Origin of the sequence: Austwickia sp., assembly GCA_016699675.1 — a bacterium.
Lineage (GTDB): Bacteria > Actinomycetota > Actinomycetes > Actinomycetales > Dermatophilaceae > Austwickia.
Map to the genome: position 1 here is coordinate 699,001 of CP064985.1, position 16,094 is coordinate 715,094.

A 16,094-nucleotide genomic window follows, 5' to 3' on the forward strand; every position below is an offset into this window, starting at 1 on the left:
CGGCGGCGATGCACGCCGGACCGGCAAATGTCAGCGACAACCGCAGGACGCCAGCCGGGCCGCGAACCGGTCCAGCGCCTGGCGCGCCGGGTCGGTGCCGTCCGCGGGCACCTGGTCCGCGAGCACCGCGAACGTCAGCAGGCGCCCGTCGGCATCGACAACCGTGCCGGCCAGCGACGACACGCCCGTGAGGGTCCCGGTCTTCGCCCGCACGAGGCCCGCGCCCGCCCGGCCGGGCCCGGTGAGATAGCGCTCGGCCAGCGTCCCGATCAGGCCCGCCGCGGGCAGGTCGGCATAGACCCGCGCCAGCTCCGGCGAGCTGCCGTCCGTGCCCTTGACGAGGAGGGCCGCGAGCGTCGCCGCCGAGGCCTTGCTGCCCGGGGCCAGCCCGGAGGGGTCGGCGACCACGAGGCCATCGGTGGGCACGCCGAGCGCGGCGACCCGGGCGACGACCCAGGCGGCGACCGCCGGGAACGTCGGCGCGACGCCGGTGCGCACCGCGGCGACCCGAGCCAGCGCCGACGAGAGCGTGTTGTCGGACTCCGCCAGGGCCAGGGCGAGCTGGTCCCCCACCGGGGCGGACCGCACGACGCCCAGCCGGGCGGCCCCCGCCGGGGCGGCGGCGCGGGTCACGCCCGGCGCGAGCGCGACCGCGCGCCGCGAGCAGGCCGTGCAGGGCCCCGCCGGTGGCGAGCGCCGGGTCGTCGGGGGCGCGGGTGCCGGGCACGGGACGGTACGTCGTGAGGCCGAGCGGCGCGACCGGCCCGGCGTACCCGTAGTCGACGTCGGCGCGCACCCAGGCCGGGTCGATCCGCGGGCCGGCCAGCCCGGCCTCGTCGAGCACGAGCCGCAGGCCGCCGGGCGGGGTGGTCACGGAACCCCCGCGTACGGCGGCGGCGACCTGGTCGGCCAGGTCGGCGAGTCCGGCCCGCCCGGGGACGCTGCCAGGGGTCCCGGCCCCGGGACTGAGCAGGGTGTCGCCCCCGGCGACCAGAACGAGCTGCCCGGGGGCGCCGGCGACCACCGAGGTGTCGAGCGTCGTCGCCATCGGCATGGCAGTCGCGACAGCGGCGGCGGTCACCAGCTTGGTCGTCGAGGCCGGCGTCCGGGGCGTGGCCTCGTCCTTGGCGTAGAGCACCCGGCCGGTCAGGCCGTCCCGGACGACGGCGCCGACGCGCGGCCCGAGCGCGGGGTCGGCGGCCAGGGGCGCCAGGGTCGCGGCGAGGGCCGCCGGGTCCGGGCTGGCGGCCGACGAGGCGACCGCGGCGAGCGGCAGCTCGCTCGCCGGGCGAAGCCCCAGGCGGGGCGGCGTGGGAGTCGCGGGGCTGGCGCCGGTCGCGGGGCTGGCCCCGGTCGCTGGGGTGCCGGACGGCGTCGGCGCGGGCGCCCCGGTCGGGGCGGCGACCGGACGATCGGTGGTGAGAACGCCGGGGACGACGTCGGCGATGTCGAGCCCGACGTACCCGGCGAGGGCCAAGACGGCCACCGCGCCGGCCACCCGAGCCCTTCTCATCAGTCTCCTCTTCCGGCCTCAGCAGCAGCCACAATGCGACAGACTGGGGCTTGACGCGCTGCGCCCGCGCCCAGAGAGCGTACGACACCGGCACGACCAGGAGGCCACGACATGACGAGCAACATCGAGCTCCAGCCCGGCACCGGGGACACCCCCGACACCCCGTCGACGCCGCCGATGTTCTTCGACGTGACCGTGGAGATCCCCAAGGGTCAGCGCAACAAATACGAGATCGACCACGAGTCCGGCCGGATCCGCCTGGACCGGATGCTGTTCACGAGCACGCAATACCCGAGCGACTACGGCTACATCGAGGACACCCTCGGCGAGGACGGCGACCCGCTCGACGCGCTGGTCCTCCTGGACTCCCCCACCTTCCCCGGCGTGGTGATTCTGTGCCGCGCGATCGGCATGTTCCACATGCGCGACGAATCCGGCGGCGACGACAAGATCCTGTGCGTGCCCGCGAAGGACCCCCGCGTCACCCACATCCAGGCCCTGGACGACGTGAGCGAGTTCGACCGGCTGGAGATCCAGCACTTCTTCGAGACCTACAAGGACCTTGAGCCCGGCAAGTCCGTGGAGGGTGCGCACTGGGCCGACCGCGTCACGGCCGAGCGCATCATCAACGAGGCCATCCAGCGCGCCAAGGACCACGGCATGACCACCAACCGCTGGCCGATGCCGCACGGCCACTGAGGCCGGCGCAGACCTGAGGTTGCGGTCGGCCGGCGTGGTCAGCGTTCGCCGGCCGGCACCTTTGTGACGGGGAAGTCACCGTACGCCGGCCGGAAGGTGACCGCCTGGCCGGGGTGACCCTTGAGGATCACGGCGTCGTCGCGGGGCTGTTCGGCGCAGCCGGCATGCGGCACGGCGACCGCGACGGCCGACAGGACCAGCCCGAGCCCGAGGTCGACGGCGGCGCGCCTCGTGGTGACCCGCATCCCCATCCGCCCCTCGGTCCCTGCCCGGTGTGTCCCCGCGGCGGCGTCGTGCCGCCTTTCCGAACCCTTATCGGCGGGGCGGCCGCGGCGTTAACGAGGAGGCGGCAACGGTCCGGTCACGACGGCGCGTCGTCGGTCCAGTTCCGCTCCGCGAGTAGGGCGCGCAGCGCGACGGCGCCCGCCGCCACGCCCGCCGGGAGGTCGGCTCCGCGCCCCGCGGCCACGCCGAGCGCGAAGGCGGTCAGCGGCGCGGCGGGCCGGGACGGTCCGTGGGCGACCTCGCCGATCAACCGCAGCATGTCGGGGGTGACCGCGGCGACCTCGGCGCGGTCCACCGCGAGGGCGGCGCAGGCCTGGTCGAGCCAGGCGTTCATCCGCTCCATCTCGCGCGGGCTGTCCTTGCCGCCGCCCGCCCGGTCCCGGTCGCTCATCGATCCTCCTCGGCGTCGGCGGGCCCGCCCGGGTCCGCCTCGGTGCTGATGCGGTGCGCGCCCGCGTACACGTTCATCCGGTCGCCGCGCACGAACCCGGCGAGCGTGAGCCCGGTGGCCTCCGCCACCTCGACCGCCAGCGAGCTTGGGGCCGACACCCCGGCGAGGACCGGAATGCCCGCCATGACGGCCTTCTGAGCCAGCTCGTACGACGTGCGCCCGCTGACCTGCAGGATCAGCCCGCGTCCGGGCCGATGGCCGTTGAGCATCGCCCAGCCCACCACCTTGTCGACAGCGTTGTGCCGGCCGACGTCCTCGCGGGCGACGAGCAGTTCGCCGGCCGCCGTGAACAGGCCCGCGGCGTGCAGTCCCCCGGTGGTCTCGAACGTCTTTTGCGCCGTGCGGAGCCGGTCCGGCAGGGCGAGGATCAGCTCGGCGGGCACGGGGAGATCGTCGACGGTGAGGTCGTAGGGTCGCCGGGCCGTCAGCAGCTCGATGCTCGCCGTCCCGCAGACGCCGCACGCCGACGTGGTCAGCAGGCTCCGGCGCCGCTCGGGCGGGACCACGACGCCCCCGGCGAGGCCGACATCGAGGAGGTTGTAGGTGTTCTGCGGGGCGCCGGCCTCGTCGTCGACGACGGACCCGGCGCAGTAGCGGGCGGTCGCCACGTCCTGCGCCGCGTCGATGATCCCCTCCGCCGCGAGCAGCCCGTGGGCCAGCTCGACGTCGTGACCGGGGGTGCGCATCGTGGTCGTGTACGCCGCGCCGCCGACCCGGACCTCCAGCGGCTCCTCGACGGCGAGCCGGTCCATGCGGCCCACCGCGCGGCAGGGCGCGCCTGGACCGGACCGTTCGACGGCGACCAGGCGGCGCCGTACCGTCACCCTGCCCATGCTTGCATCATCGCCGCTCGCCGGGCGTCCGTCATCTCGGGCCCGTGTAGACCCCGGTGATGCGGCGACGGGGACCGGCGGCGGCGTACTCCTCCAGCGTGTGCGCCACCCACCCGGCCATCCGACCGGCGGCGAACAGGACGGGCGCGGCCTGCGCCGGCAGGCCCAGCTCGTACGTCGCCAGCGCCATCGCCCAGTCCGTGTTGGGGAACCAGCCGCGGCGCCGGGCCAGGCCGTCCTCCAGGAGCGCGGCCGCCTGCTCGGCGGGCCCGGGTCGGGTCGCCCGGAGGTGCCGCAGGAGGTACGTCGCGCGCGGATCCTGCCCCCGATAGATCGGGTGGCCGAACCCGGCCGGGGGCGTGGCCGCCGCCAGCGCCGCACCCAGGGCCCGGGCGGGGTCGAGCACCGCCGCGTCCAAGGCCAGCCGACCGGCGACGTTCGCCGTCCCGTGCAGCGGCGAGTCGATGGCGGACAGGCCGGTGAGCAGGCAGGCGTACAGGTCCGCATGCACATTGGCCGACGCCCGCACGGCCGTCGTCGAGGTCGCCAGGTCGTGGTCGGCGTGCACGACGAGCAGCCGGCGGACCAGGTCGACGGCCGCGGGATCGTCGGCGTTGGCGCCGACCACCGCGCACCAGAGCCGAGCCAGGCCGGCACCGTCGGGGCGCAGCACCGCGTACGCCGGGGGCGCCAGCGCCGCGGGCACCGCCCCAAGGACCGTGGCCGCGCGCTGGCGCACCGAGTCCTCCTCCAGGTCATGCCGCTGCGGGTCGGCGGCCCCGAGAAGGAGGACGACCAGGCGCATCCGGTCGATGGGCTGGGCGCCGTCGGGCAACACGTCGAGGGCGGACCGCAGCCGAGCGAGGGTCTCCTCCCCCACCGCGAACGAGAGCGGGCCCGCCGCCTGCCACAACACGGCGCACACCTCTTCCGGGGTCGACTCGTCGGCCAGCTCCTCGACGGGCCGGCCGCGGAAGAGCAGGGTGTCGTCGTCCTCGATGGCGGTGATGCGGGTGCGGATCACCGGCGCGGCCGCGGCGCCCCGGCGGGTCCCGGCTCGCAGGCGTTCGACGTCGTCGACACGGAACCAGCTGGTGTGCCGCCCGCCGGTCGCCGTACGGGCCGCGGGGACGAGCCGGCCGCGGCTCACGTAGGCATACACGGTCTGCGGCTTGACCCCCAGATAGCGGGCCGCCTGGGCGGTGGACAGCAGCGCCTCGGCCACGACGTACCTCCCGCGTTGACCCGATCAACGGTTGACTTGATCAAGATTGACGGAAACCGGCCGGAAGCGCCACCGTTGAGTCATGTCCTCCTTGACCGCCCCGCCCACCGCCGCGCCAACGGGTCCGGTCGAGGAGGACGTCCGGCTTCGCGACATCGCCCTCACGGCGTACGGTCCCAGCCTCCTCGGCGGCTTCGGAGTCGGCGCCGTCACCCCGGTGCTGCCGCTGGTCGCGCTCGGCCTCGGAGCCACGACGGCGCAGGCCGGGCTCGTCGTCACGCTCATCGTGCTCGGCTCGCTGGTGGCCTCGCTGCCCGGCTCCGTGCTGACGGCGAAGGTTGGCGAGCGCGCGGCGCTGGTGGGATCGGCCCTGGTCGACGCGACGATGCTGGCCCTCATGGCGTGGGCACCGTCGCTGGTCGTGGTCGGCGTGGCGGCGTTCGTGCTCGGCGCCGGTCAGGTCGTCTTCGGCCTCGCCCGGCAGACCTATCTCACCGAGGCGATCCCGGTCCGGATGCGGGCGCGGGCGTTGTCGACGCTCGGCGGCGTCCTGCGGATCGGCATGTTCGCCGGACCCCTCGCGGGGGCCGGGGTCATTCTGCTGTGGGGGCGCCCGGCGGTCTTCCTGATGGCCGCGGCGCTGCTTCTGGCCGCGGCGGCGCTCGCGGCGCGCCTGCCGGACCTGCCGGGCGAGCGGACCGTACGTCGGGCCACCCCGGTGCACATGGCCGACGTGGTGCGCGACCATCGCCGCTTCTTCGGCACCCTCGGCGTGGGGATCCTGCTGCTCATGGCGGTGCGGGGCGCCCGGATGGTGGTGCTGCCGTTGTGGGCGGAGCACCTCGGCCTCTCCGACGCCGCCACCTCGCTGATCGTGGCGATCTCCTGGGGCGTGGACATGCTGTTGTTCTTCCCGGGTGGCTGGATCATGGATCGCTATGGCCGCCGCGTCGCCGCGATGCCGACCACGCTGGGCATGGCTTTGGGCTTCGCCCTGCTCCCGCTCACCACGGGGTTCTGGCAGCTGCTCGCGGTCGGGGTCCTCATCGCGCTGGGCAACGGGTTCGGCTCGGGCATCGTCATGACGATCTCCGCGGACGCCTCGCCGGACGTGGGACGTCCGCAGTTCCTCGGTGCCGCGCGGTTCCTGGGCGACATCGGCTCGGCCGGCGGGCCGGCTCTCGTCTCGGTGCTGGCCGGCGCGGCATCGCTCACCGTCGGGGTCGCGTCGGTCTCGGTCCTGGCGCTGTCCGCCGCGGCCGTCCTGCTGACCTGGCTGCCGCGCGGGCCGGTCCCGTCCGCCACGTCGGAATCGCCGGTTTCAGTCCCCTGACGGGGGCTCGGCCGGACGGCCGCTGACCTCCCGGACGGTGACCCCCTGGCAGCGCAGGGCAGCCGTCAACAGTCCGTCGCCCACGGCCACGCCCAGCCGGTCGGGCGCCGATTCGACGCCGCACAGCGCGCTGCCGGCCTGCAGGATGGCGTGGCTGAACCGCTCGGAGCGCACCTCCGCCATGACCTTGACCACGCCCAGAACGGCCTGGTCGGTGATGTCCTGACCGGCCGAGGTACGCACCCTGGCGGCACCCTTGAAGACGTCGATGCCCGCGCCGCCGTCGAGATAGACGTCATCGCGGGCGAAGCACATGCCGCCCTCCAGGGCGGGGCAGACGGCGACGACCTCGCCGCGCCGTTCGGCCGCGACGAGGTCGGGATCGCTGTATTCCTCACCGGGAGGCAGGCAGGACCTACCGGCAAGGCAGGCGCTGACCAAGGTCCCGATCACGTCCTTCATGGTCGCGGGAGCGGCGCCGGAATGCCAGCCCAGGCGGGCCGACGTGACGGCACTCACCCCCGCGCGAGGTTCACTTCGCAGGACCCGCAGTCAACGCGGAGCGTCGACTCAGATCAGTCAGATCTGGGCTCCGACGTGCATGGCTCGCCTGATCCACTCGATGGCCTGGGCCACCTCGTCCTCTTCGACCACCAAGGCATCCCGTCGTTGGGCATGAGCCCTCCTTTCTCTGCGGCCGCCCCATGGCGGCCGCGCTTCTTTCCTACTTCACGGTAACAAATGTGGTGAACGTTTGTTTACCCCATGTGTTCGGCCGTTATTGCGAGGTCGGTCACATCGCGGCCAGGCCGGGCCGGCGCGCCGCTCAGGTGGGTCCACCCAGGGCCGATGGGGAGATGTCGGCGCAGCTACCGCCGGTTTTCGGCGTGCGGAGCAGGAGGACCTCGATGGGGACGGCGGGACTGACCGCCGGGGCCCGGACCAGGCCCATGGCGAGCCTGGTCCGCTGGCACCTGATCCGGCTCGTGGGCGTGACCCTGCTGCTGGCCCTCCCGGGGCTGAGCACCGCCGTGCTGGCACGCGCGCAGGCGGACCACTACCGCACCACCGTGGCGCCCATGCGGGACAGCGTGAATCGGCTCCGCGACGACCTCACCGAATCGTTGGCGGCCTATGACGCGTTCCTGACCAGCGGAAACGTCAAGCAGCTCGATGGATTCAATCGGGCCCGCGCGGACTACGCCACGGTGCTCGACCAACAGGACGCGTCGGGCCCGTTGTCGCGCGATCGGGTGCGGTCGCTGCGCGACGCCGGTACGGCGTGGTACGCCGCCGCCGATCGCGTCATCGCCGACGTCCGTGCTGCGGCCCCGGCGGACGCCGCCCCCGCCAGCCAGGCCTACGCCCGCGCCATCGAGGCGTCCCGAGCCGCCACCGCCGACACGGTCCAGGTGCGCGACGAATGGGCGGCCGTCCACGACCGCACTCTGACGACGGGCATCCTGATCAGCCTGGTGGCCGCCGCACTGGCCGGCATCGCGGGCTGGCGGGTCTTCCGGTCTTCCGAGGGCGCGCTGGCCGCGCCCTTGCACGAACTCGCGACGGTGGTCCGCGCCTACGACTCCGGCGACTGGAGCGTCCGCGCGCCCACGCACCGCGGCGCGACCGAGGTCGTGGAGGTCGCCACCGCGTTGAATCGCCTGGCCGCCTCCGAGATCGCGGCCCGCGAGGAGCGCGAACTGTCACTGCGCATGCTGGCCACCACCTCCCAGGTCGTTTCCGAACTGGCGATCGCACCGAGCGAGGACGGCCACTGGGCGCCGGCCTGCGCCTACCTGGGCGCCGCGCTCGGGGCCGACCGCGTCGTCCTCAACACCTGGGAGGACGGGCACTTCGTCCCCCTCGGCTCGTGGGCCGCTCCCGGTACGCCGCCGGCCGACTTCTTCCTCACCGAGGTGCACGGCCGCGGCGCGGCGCGGGTGCTGCGCGAGGCCATCGTGGCGAGCTGCCCCGACGAGATCGCGGAGCGCTTCCCGGCCGAGCTGGCCGACCTGATCCGCGCGCGCGGCGGCCGGGCCTGGATCCTGCAGCCGCTGCGGGTGGCCGACGGCGTCGTGGGCGTGCTGTCGGTCTGGTGCCTGAGCGACCGCACCTGGCGCGGGGCCGAGCTGGACACCGTCGAGCGGTGCGGCTTCGCGGCCGCCCAGACCGTCGCGGACGCGCGGCAGCGGGCCGGCCTGCACGATCTGGAGGCGCAGAAGTCGGCCTTCCTCGCGACCACCAGCCACGAGTTGCGCACGCCGCTGACCTCGATCTCTGGCTATCTCGAGCTGCTGACCGAGGGCGAATTCGGCGCGATCGACCCGGAGCAGGCGCACGCCCTCGCGGTCGTGGAACGCAATGTCCGGCGGCTGCGCTCGCTCGTCGACGACCTGTTGATCCTCAGCGGCCTCGACTCGGGTCGGGCGATCACCACCCCGGAGCGCCTGCCCATCGACGGCGTGGTCCGCGACGCCCTCGCCGAGGTCCGCGAGGAGGGCGGCACGAACGGCGTACGCATTGAGTACGACGGCGTCGCTCCCGACCTCGTGGCCACGGTCAACGGGGTCCACGACCAGCTCGTGCGGGCCCTGCGCTGCGTCATCGGCAACGCGGTGAAGTTCTCCGACGCGGGCGACGTCGTCCACGTCAGCGCGGAGGTGGAGCCGGACACCGTCGTCGTCACCTGCCGCGACGAGGGCGTCGGCATCCCCGCGGCCGAGGTCGGCCGCGTGTTCGCGAGGTTCTACCGCGCCTCCAACGCGACCCGGGCCGAGACGCCCGGCACCGGGCTCGGCCTGTCGATCACGAAGGCCGTTGTGGAGGGCCACGGCGGACACGTGAGCGTGGAGTCCGTGGAGGACTCCGGGACGACCGTGGTCATCCGGCTCCCCCTGGCCCAACCGGTGGGCGTGGTCGTCGCGGGTTGGCGGACGGGCGCCCCGCGGGTTCGCGGGTGGATCGACTCAGGACCGTACGACGAGGGTGGGGCAGCGCGGCTGGTGCGTCAGGGCCCGACTCACCGAACCGAGCAGCAGGCCGGGGAAGCCGCCCATCCCCCGGCTGCCGACCACGAGCAGCGCGGCGGACGCCGCCGACTCGACGAGCACCGGGGCGGGCCGGCCCCATCGAACGGCGAGGTCCACGGCCACGCCGGCGGCGGCGGCGGTCGAGGTGAGCTCCTGGAGCAGCTGCGTCGCCTCGGCTTCGATCTCCAGCTCGTCCTTGCTGAGGAGCCCGAGGGTTCCGTACGTCGTGGCGGCGGGCTCCAGGTGCCAGGCGTGGACGGCCACGAGCCGGCGCTTCAGGGCCGCGGCGGCGTCGATGGCGGCCCGCGCAACCCGTGCCGAGGCGTCCGCGCCGTCGAGCCCCACGACGACGGGGCCCTCGGGGTCTCCCCCGCTGGCGGGCAGCACGACCACGGATCCCTGGGCCTGATGCAGCACCCCGGCCACCGTGCCGCCGAGGACGGCTCCGCGCACGCCGCCCGCGCCGGTCGCGCCGAGCACCGTCGTCGAGGCGGTGGCCGAGAGTTGCGCCAGGACCTCGACCGGGTGGCCCTCGAGGAGGGCGCCTGCCGGGGTGAGCTCCGGGTAGGCGGCCCGCAGCGCGGCCAGGGCCTCGTCAAGGTGGGCGCGGCCGGCCTGCGCGACCCGGGCGGGGAAGTCAACGCCGTCGAGCATCGCCCGCAGGGCGCCGGTCCGCTTCGGCACGGGCATGCGCGGGACGACGGCGATCAGTACGAGTTGGTCGTGGCGCGCCAGCGCCCAGCGAGCGGCCCAATGCGCCGCAGCCACGGAGAGTTCGGAACCATCGATCCCGGCCACCACGCATCCGGAGACCTGGGGCGTCTCGTCGTACATACCTGCCCTCGCCTTCGACGCGGCGCGGCCGCCTCGAACCACGCCGATGAGGCCATCCTACCCGTCGGTACGGCGGTATCCGCTCGCGCTCATGGCTCGTCACTTAGACGCCAAGACGCCAAGACGCCAAGACGCCAAGACGCGGCTGGAACCTTTTTTTACGGCAAACTCGTGTTTATTAGACCCCTCTCCGTTCACCCCACCCTCTACTACCTGTCTTCACCCCCGACAGCATCTTCACCCGGCCCCGACCTGTTCGGATTTTCGTTCGCGCTACTCTAGCAGATAGTGGCTGCTTCTGTTAGGATATACGTATGACTTCAGCTGTAACCGCGCCGACGCTCAGGGATGTGAGGTGCGCGTCCCAGCCAGGCGGCGACGCATCGCGCGAAGCAGCGCTGGAGCAGGTGGTCTTCCGTGCTGACGACCGCCTCGACGAGTTCGCCTCGGAGCCCCTCAGCTCGCTGGCTTCGATGCGCGCATGGATCTCGAGCCTGGACAGCGGGGGGCTCTCGTCGGCGGCGCTGGTGGATCTGCTCGGGGAGTTGGAGACCCTGAAGAACGTCGCGTGCGCGGCGCAGGCCCGAGCGGCCGTGGCTTTCGACCTGGCCCAGCGGGCCGAGCAGCGAGACGCGGGCGTGGCCGCGAGCCGGCTGGGTCGAGGGGTCGCCGAGCAGGTGGCGCTCGCGCGGCGGGAGTCTCCCAGCCAGGGCAGTCGGCTCCTCGGGTTGGCGAAAGCACTGTGCGGGTCCTCGGCCGAGCTGCCCGCGACGATGGCGCTCCTGGCCGCCGGCACGTTGAGCGAGTGGCGGGCCACCCTGATCGCGCGGGAGACCGCGTGCCTGGATCCCGAGCTGCGCCGGGCCGTGGACGCCGAGATGGCACCGACCGCCGCCACCCTCTCCAACCGGCAGTTGGCCGCCGAGACCCGCGCGGCCGCCTACCGGCTGGACCCGGCCGGCGTGTTGGCTCGCCGAGCACACGCGGCCAAGGGCCGCTACGTCTCGCTGCGACCGGCCCCGGAATCGATGACCTACCTGACGGCGCTCCTCCCCCTGCGTGACGGGGTGGCCTGTTACGCCGCGCTGGCCAAGGCTGCCGACGCGGCCCTGGCCGCGGGCGCCGAAGCTGCGCAGACCGGCCCAGCCGACCCAACTGCTGCCGCCGCTCCCGCCGGGAACACCCCGAGCGCAGAGGCTCCCGCCGAACCACGGACCCGCGCGCAGCTGATGGCCGATCTGCTCGTGATCCGGCTCACCGGGCTGAGCCAGCCGGGCAGCGCCCCCGTCGAGGTCACTCTGGTCATGTCCGACCGCGCCCTGTTCGGCGACGAGGACCCCGCCTACGTGCCCGATTACGGCCCGATCCCCGCAGCGGAGGCCCGGTCCTGGCTCAACGACGAGGGAGCCACGGCGTGGGTACGCCGGGTGTTCACCGACCCCGTCTCCGGCGGCGCCGACCACATCGACGAACGTCGCCGCGCGTTCCCCGCGCGGCTGCGGCGGCTGATCGTGGCCCGCGACCGCTACTGCCGCACGCCCTGGTGCGGCGCCCCGATCCGAGACCTCGACCACGCCCATCCCCACGCCGCGGGCGGGCCTACCAGCCTCGCCAACGGCCAGGGCCTCTGCCAGCGCTGCAATCAGGCCAAGACCGCTCCCGGCTGGACGGCTCGTGTCGTCCCCCCAAGCGATCGAGCGGCCCCGGGCGCGGGCCGGGACGCGGGGCGCCACGCCGTACGCACCCGCACCCCCACCGGCCACAGCTACGACTCCACCGCCCCCGCCCTGGCCCCGCCGCGCACCCCCGCGCCCCCGATCTTCCTGCCGCGAATCGTCCCTGACGAGCCCTACGACGACCAGGCAGAGTTCGACGACTGACGACCCGGGTTTGCGTCGCACCGACCACTAGCCTGGCGCTGACGACCCCTGCGCCCCTGCGAAAGGACCACGAGATGACCGCGGATGCCCCGGCGAACCAAGAGATCAGCCAGGACCTGTACGACAAGCTGGCCGCCGACCCCTTCGCCAAGCTGCTGGGCATCCGCATCGACTCGATCCAGCCCGGCTACGCGCGCGCGTCGATGGTGCTGACCGCCGAGATGCTCAACGCCGTGAGCACCGCCCACGGCGGCGTCATGATGGCCCTGATCGACGTGGTCCACGCCGCGGTGAGCAACAGCCACGGCACGCTCGCCGTCGCGCAGGACGTGCACACGGAGTTCCTCAGCGCCGGCGCTGAGGGCGACACGTTGACGTGTGAGGGGGTCGAGATCAGCCTCTCGAAGCGGACCGCCGTCTTCCGCATCGACTGCTGGCGGGAGGGCCGCGACGGCAAGGAGCGCCGCCTGCTCGCGACGGCTCTGGCGCGGGTGTTCCGGATCGGTACGCCGTGGATCACCGACGGCTCCGGCGGGTCGAGCCAGGACTAGCCCGACGCCGCGAGGCGGCCCCGGATGACGCCGAACGCCTCCCGGAGCGAGGCGGGCTCCACGTCCGCCAGCGCCGTATCGAAGGTGATGAACAGGCCGGCCACGCCGGCCCACGACCAGGCCCCGATGGTGAGCCGGCAGCGGCCGTCGTCGATCGCCTCGACGACCGAACCGCCGGGGGCCCAGCGGGCCACCACGTCCGCGGGGAGGGCCAGGGTCGCGGATCCGACGCACTGCCATTGGCCTGGGGTGTCGCCGCGATCCGGGTTCTGGACGACGAGGCGGCTGAGGTCGTCGGCGGTCAGCGGGTGCGCCGGGAAGGGCGCGCCGGCGCCGGTGCGCGGCCGGATCCGGTCGACCCGAAAGGTGTGCCACATCAGATCGCGGTGGTCCCGCGCGACGACGTACCACCGGCCCGCCCACACGACGAGGTGGTGCGGCTGCACCTCGCGCGGCGGCCGGAAGCCCGGCTCACCGGGTCCGGGGAGGTGACCCTCCGCGGTCGTCTCGTCGAACCGCAGCACGCGCCGCAAGCGGATGGCCGACCCGACCACCTGCAGGGTCGCCACGTCGACGGGCGCAGCGGCGAAGTCCCAGTAATTGCGCAGGGCGCTGACCTCGAACGCCTCGCTCGCCGCTCGCAACCGAGCGGGCAGCACCTGTCGAAGCGTGGTGAGGGCCCGAGCGACCGCGTCGTCGATGCCCCTGACCGTGGCCGGCGCCGTCTGCAGAGCGAGGGCGATCGCGATGGCCTGGTCGTCGTCGAGGACGAGCGGCGGCAGCTTCCCCCCGGGCCCCAGCCGGTAGCCCCCGCCGGGGCCCTTGCCCGCCTCGACGGGATAGCCCAGGTCCCGCAGGGTCTCGACGTCCCGCCGCAGGGTACGCACCGAGATCCCCAGCCGGTCGGCCAACGCGGCGCCGGGCCAGTCGGAGCGCGCCTGGAGCAGCGACAACAGCCGCAGGATGCGCGCAGATGTATCGGCCATGCCGCGATCATGCCGTCGGTGGCGGACATTCGATGGCCGCCACCGCTGTCACGGTGCGGGCATGGATCCCACCACGCACCCGCTGACCAGCTCCCCGCCCGAGCCCGCCGTCCTGTCGGGCCGCCCGGCCGCGATGGCCCTGCTCGTCGTCCTGTTCGCCGCGTTCATGGACCTGCTCGACGTGACGATCGTGACCGTCGCCGCGCCGCACATCGCCGCCGATCTGCAGGCGTCGCCGGCGCAGCTGCAGTGGCTACTCGCCGCCTACCCGCTGGCCCTCGGGTCGGGGTTGATCACCGGCGGCCGGCTCGGCGACGACTACGGCCGCAGGAGGGTCTTCCTGGTCTCGTTGGGCTGCTTCGCCGTCGCCTCGGCGGCGTGCGCGCTGGCCCCTTCGGCCACGGGTCTGGTCCTCCTGCGCGCGGTCCAGGGACTGGCCGGCGGGTTCATGGTGCCGCAGGTTCTCGGGATCATCCGGTCGTCGTTCGCGCCGGCCGCGCGGGCGAAGGCCTTCGGCGCGTACGGCGCCGTGCAGGGCCTCGCCTCCGTCGCCGGCCCCCTGCTGGGTGGCGCGCTCGTCGACGCGAACCTGTGGGGCCTCGACTGGCGCACCATCTTCTGGCTCAACCTGCCCGTCGCCGCCGTCGCCCTGGTCCTGGGCGCCCGGGTGCTTCCGGAGTCCCTCGCCGGGGCTCGCGCGCGCCTCGACGCGGTCGGCGCCTGCCTGGGCTCCGTCGTCGTGTTCTTCGTGCTGTTGCCGCTGGTGCAGGGCCGCGACTGGGGGTGGCCGGCGTGCGGGTGGGCCCTCCTGGGCGGCGGCCTGCTGCTTGCCGTCGCCTTCGTCGGCTACGAGCGACGCGTCGCGCGCCGCGGCGGGCAGCCGATGCTCGAGCCGGCGCTCCTCGCGATCCGGCCCTTCGTCGCGGGCCTGGCCGCCGCGGCGCTCTTCTTCGGCGGCCTGGCCCCGTTCTTCCTGGTGTTCTCCGTCTACCTGCAGGTCGGCACCGGCCGCTCGGCATGGGATACGGGGCTGGTGATGCTGCCGTACGCCGTGGGTTCGCTGCTCACCTCCGGCGCCGGGGTGGCGCTCGCCGCGAGGGCCGGGCGGGCGCTGCTGATCGTCAGCTCGCTGACGCTGGCCGGGGCGCACGCGCTGTTGTGGTGGCTGGTGCGGGACGGCGCGACGCCCCCGTCGTCCTGGTCCTTGGCGGTGGCGATGTTCGTCGGTGGCCTGGGGCTCGGGCTCGGCGCGCCCATTCTCGTCAACGTGGTGCTTGCTGGAGTTCCCGGCCGCCACGCCGGGGCCGCGGGCGGCGTGCTGTCGACGATCACGCAGCTCGCGGGTGCCGTGGGCGTGGCCGTCCTCGGCACGGTCTTCTTCGCCGCGCTCACCCCTGCGAGCACGGCCCGGGCCGCCGGCGGGGCCGCCTCGTACGGCCACGCCCTGGCGCAGGTGATGCCTTGGCAGGTCACGACGTACCTCCTCGCCGCCCTCGCGATGCTCGCCCTCCCCCCGCGCGCGGCCGCCCCAGCGGGAGGATCGGACGCGGTGCCGCTACGGTGAGGCCATGGCACGGTGGACAGCGACAGACATGCCCGATCAGAGCGGCCGCACCTTCGTCGTGACGGGGGCGAACTCGGGGCTCGGACTGCACACCGCCAAGGCGCTGGTGGCCAAGGGGGCACACGTCGTACTCGCCTGCCGCGACGCGGCCAAGGCCGACGCGGCGCGCGAGGAGGTCCAGGGGGAGGCCGCGACCGGTACGTCGGAGGTGCGCCTCCTCGACCTGTCCGACCTGCACTCGGTCCGGTCGTTCGCGAGCGACCTCGGCGACCGTCCGGTGGACGTGCTCATCAACAACGCCGGCATCATGGCCGTGCCGCTGGGCCGCACCGCGCAGGGCTTCGAGAGCCAGTTCGGCACCAACGTGCTCGGCCACTTCCTGCTGACGGCGCTGCTCGCGCCGCGGCTGACGGACCGCGTGGTGTGGCTGAGTTCGGCGGTGCACCGCAACGGCGAGATCGACCTCGACGACCTCAACTGGGAGCGGCGGCCGTACAGCCCGTGGAAGGCGTACGGGCAGAGCAAGCTCGCCGACCTGATGCTGGCCTACGAGATGCAGCGGCGCCTGACCCGGTCCGGCTCGCGGCTGCGGTCGATGGCCGCCCACCCGGGCTACTCGGCGACCAACCTGCAGTCGCACACCCGCACCTGGCAGGACCAGGTCATGGGCCTGTTCAACAAGGTGCCGTTCATCGCCCAGCCGGCCGAGATGGGCGCGCTCCCCACGCTGTTCGCGGCCACGGTGCCGGATCTCGCCGGGGGCACGTACGTCGGGCCGGACGGCTTCATGGAGGCGCAGGGTCACCCCCGTCCGGTCGGCTCGTCGGCCCGCTCCCACGACGCCCAGCTGGCGGCGGCGCTGTGGACGCGGTGCGAGGAACTCACGGGCCAGCCGTTCGAGATCTGAGCGG

General features: G+C 74.0%; 14 protein-coding genes and 1 pseudogene. 7 read left to right on the plus strand and 8 right to left on the minus strand.

Annotated elements, in window-relative coordinates; translation table 11 throughout:
* Positions 1–30: 30 nt before the first annotated feature.
* A complete protein-coding gene (locus IPK37_03235; protein QQS01484.1) occupies positions 31–633 on the minus strand; it encodes a D-alanyl-D-alanine carboxypeptidase in 603 nt (200 codons plus the stop codon).
* A 106-nt stretch (positions 634–739) separates the two neighbouring features.
* Positions 740–1,513, minus strand: a pseudogene (locus tag IPK37_03240) (D-alanyl-D-alanine carboxypeptidase).
* A 177-nt stretch (positions 1,514–1,690) separates the two neighbouring features.
* Here IPK37_03240 and IPK37_03245 point away from each other — a divergent pair.
* Positions 1,691–2,212, plus strand: coding sequence for an inorganic diphosphatase (locus tag IPK37_03245; protein QQS02640.1), 522 nt, complete (start codon positions 1,691–1,693; stop codon positions 2,210–2,212).
* Between the two features lie 38 nt (positions 2,213–2,250).
* Here the strand turns inward: IPK37_03245 and IPK37_03250 are convergent, their stop codons facing one another.
* From IPK37_03250 to IPK37_03265, 4 genes are all read right to left on the minus strand, one after another.
* The gene (locus tag IPK37_03250; GenBank protein ID QQS01485.1) at positions 2,251–2,463 is read right to left on the minus strand and encodes a hypothetical protein; all 213 of its coding nucleotides are present in this window, start codon (positions 2,461–2,463) and stop codon (positions 2,251–2,253) included.
* 110 nt (positions 2,464–2,573) lie between these two features.
* Positions 2,574–2,888, minus strand: coding sequence for a molybdopterin-guanine dinucleotide biosynthesis protein (locus IPK37_03255; protein QQS01486.1), 315 nt, complete (start codon positions 2,886–2,888; stop codon positions 2,574–2,576).
* Entirely contained in the window at positions 2,885–3,781 is an 897-nt protein-coding gene (gene fdhD / locus IPK37_03260; protein QQS01487.1) for a formate dehydrogenase accessory sulfurtransferase FdhD, read from the minus strand. Before fdhD ends, IPK37_03255 begins: the two co-directional genes overlap by 4 nt.
* 31 nt (positions 3,782–3,812) lie before the next feature.
* Positions 3,813–5,006 (minus strand): helix-turn-helix domain-containing protein, encoded by a 1,194-nt coding sequence (locus IPK37_03265; protein ID QQS01488.1) that lies wholly within the window; start codon positions 5,004–5,006, stop codon positions 3,813–3,815.
* Between the two features lie 82 nt (positions 5,007–5,088).
* Here IPK37_03265 and IPK37_03270 point away from each other — a divergent pair, with 82 nt between their 5' ends.
* On the plus strand, positions 5,089–6,339 hold the full coding sequence (locus tag IPK37_03270; protein QQS01489.1) for an MFS transporter: 1,251 nt from the start codon (positions 5,089–5,091) through the stop codon (positions 6,337–6,339).
* Here the strand turns inward: IPK37_03270 and IPK37_03275 are convergent.
* Positions 6,328–6,858 carry a DUF523 domain-containing protein gene (locus IPK37_03275; protein ID QQS01490.1) on the minus strand — a complete coding sequence of 177 codons (531 nt, stop codon included), beginning with the start codon at positions 6,856–6,858 and terminating at the stop codon, positions 6,328–6,330. The two genes, IPK37_03270 and IPK37_03275, sit on opposite strands and share 12 nt — an antisense overlap.
* Before the next feature lie 389 nt (positions 6,859–7,247).
* Here IPK37_03275 and IPK37_03280 point away from each other — a divergent pair, with 389 nt between their 5' ends.
* The 3 genes from IPK37_03280 to IPK37_03290 all read left to right on the plus strand — a co-directional run bounded on the left by IPK37_03280 (position 7,248) and on the right by IPK37_03290 (position 12,633).
* Positions 7,248–10,484, plus strand: a complete 3,237-nt coding sequence (locus tag IPK37_03280) for a HAMP domain-containing protein (protein QQS01491.1) — start codon at positions 7,248–7,250, stop codon at positions 10,482–10,484.
* A 242-nt stretch (positions 10,485–10,726) separates the two neighbouring features.
* The gene (locus IPK37_03285) at positions 10,727–12,082 is read left to right on the plus strand and encodes a DUF222 domain-containing protein (GenBank protein ID QQS02641.1); all 1,356 of its coding nucleotides are present in this window, start codon (positions 10,727–10,729) and stop codon (positions 12,080–12,082) included.
* A 74-nt stretch (positions 12,083–12,156) separates the two neighbouring features.
* Positions 12,157–12,633: a PaaI family thioesterase gene (locus IPK37_03290; protein QQS01492.1), complete on the plus strand. Its 477-nt coding sequence runs from the start codon at positions 12,157–12,159 to the stop codon at positions 12,631–12,633.
* On the opposite strand, the gene IPK37_03295 is transcribed toward IPK37_03290, so the two are convergent.
* Positions 12,630–13,619, minus strand: coding sequence for a WYL domain-containing protein (locus tag IPK37_03295; GenBank protein ID QQS01493.1), 990 nt, complete (start codon positions 13,617–13,619; stop codon positions 12,630–12,632). The two genes, IPK37_03290 and IPK37_03295, sit on opposite strands and share 4 nt — an antisense overlap.
* A gap of 61 nt (positions 13,620–13,680) precedes the next feature.
* Between IPK37_03295 and IPK37_03300 the strand changes: the two genes are divergently transcribed.
* Both IPK37_03300 and IPK37_03305 read left to right on the plus strand, forming a co-directional pair.
* The gene (locus IPK37_03300) at positions 13,681–15,183 is read left to right on the plus strand and encodes an MFS transporter (protein QQS01494.1); all 1,503 of its coding nucleotides are present in this window, start codon (positions 13,681–13,683) and stop codon (positions 15,181–15,183) included.
* 4 nt (positions 15,184–15,187) lie between these two features.
* Positions 15,188–16,090 carry an SDR family NAD(P)-dependent oxidoreductase gene (locus IPK37_03305; protein ID QQS01495.1) on the plus strand — a complete coding sequence of 301 codons (903 nt, stop codon included), beginning with the start codon at positions 15,188–15,190 and terminating at the stop codon, positions 16,088–16,090.
* The last annotated feature ends 4 nt before the right edge of the window (positions 16,091–16,094 follow it).

Excerpts from the sequence above, each read along its gene's own strand:
- IPK37_03245 (QQS02640.1), top strand. The coding sequence starts at position 1,691 with ATGTTCTTCGACGTGACCGTGGAGATCCCCAAGGGTCAGCGCAACAAA.
- IPK37_03250 (QQS01485.1), bottom strand. The coding sequence starts at position 2,463 with ATGGGGATGCGGGTCACCACGAGGCGCGCCGCCGTCGACCTCGGGCTC.
- IPK37_03255 (QQS01486.1), bottom strand. The coding sequence starts at position 2,888 with ATGAGCGACCGGGACCGGGCGGGCGGCGGCAAGGACAGCCCGCGCGAG.
- fdhD (QQS01487.1), bottom strand. The coding sequence starts at position 3,781 with ATGGGCAGGGTGACGGTACGGCGCCGCCTGGTCGCCGTCGAACGGTCC.
- IPK37_03270 (QQS01489.1), top strand. The coding sequence starts at position 5,089 with ATGTCCTCCTTGACCGCCCCGCCCACCGCCGCGCCAACGGGTCCGGTC.
- IPK37_03280 (QQS01491.1), top strand. The coding sequence starts at position 7,248 with ATGGGGACGGCGGGACTGACCGCCGGGGCCCGGACCAGGCCCATGGCG.
- IPK37_03290 (QQS01492.1), top strand. The coding sequence starts at position 12,157 with ATGACCGCGGATGCCCCGGCGAACCAAGAGATCAGCCAGGACCTGTAC.
- IPK37_03295 (QQS01493.1), bottom strand. The coding sequence starts at position 13,619 with ATGGCCGATACATCTGCGCGCATCCTGCGGCTGTTGTCGCTGCTCCAG.
- IPK37_03300 (QQS01494.1), top strand. The coding sequence starts at position 13,681 with ATGGATCCCACCACGCACCCGCTGACCAGCTCCCCGCCCGAGCCCGCC.
- IPK37_03305 (QQS01495.1), top strand. The coding sequence starts at position 15,188 with ATGGCACGGTGGACAGCGACAGACATGCCCGATCAGAGCGGCCGCACC.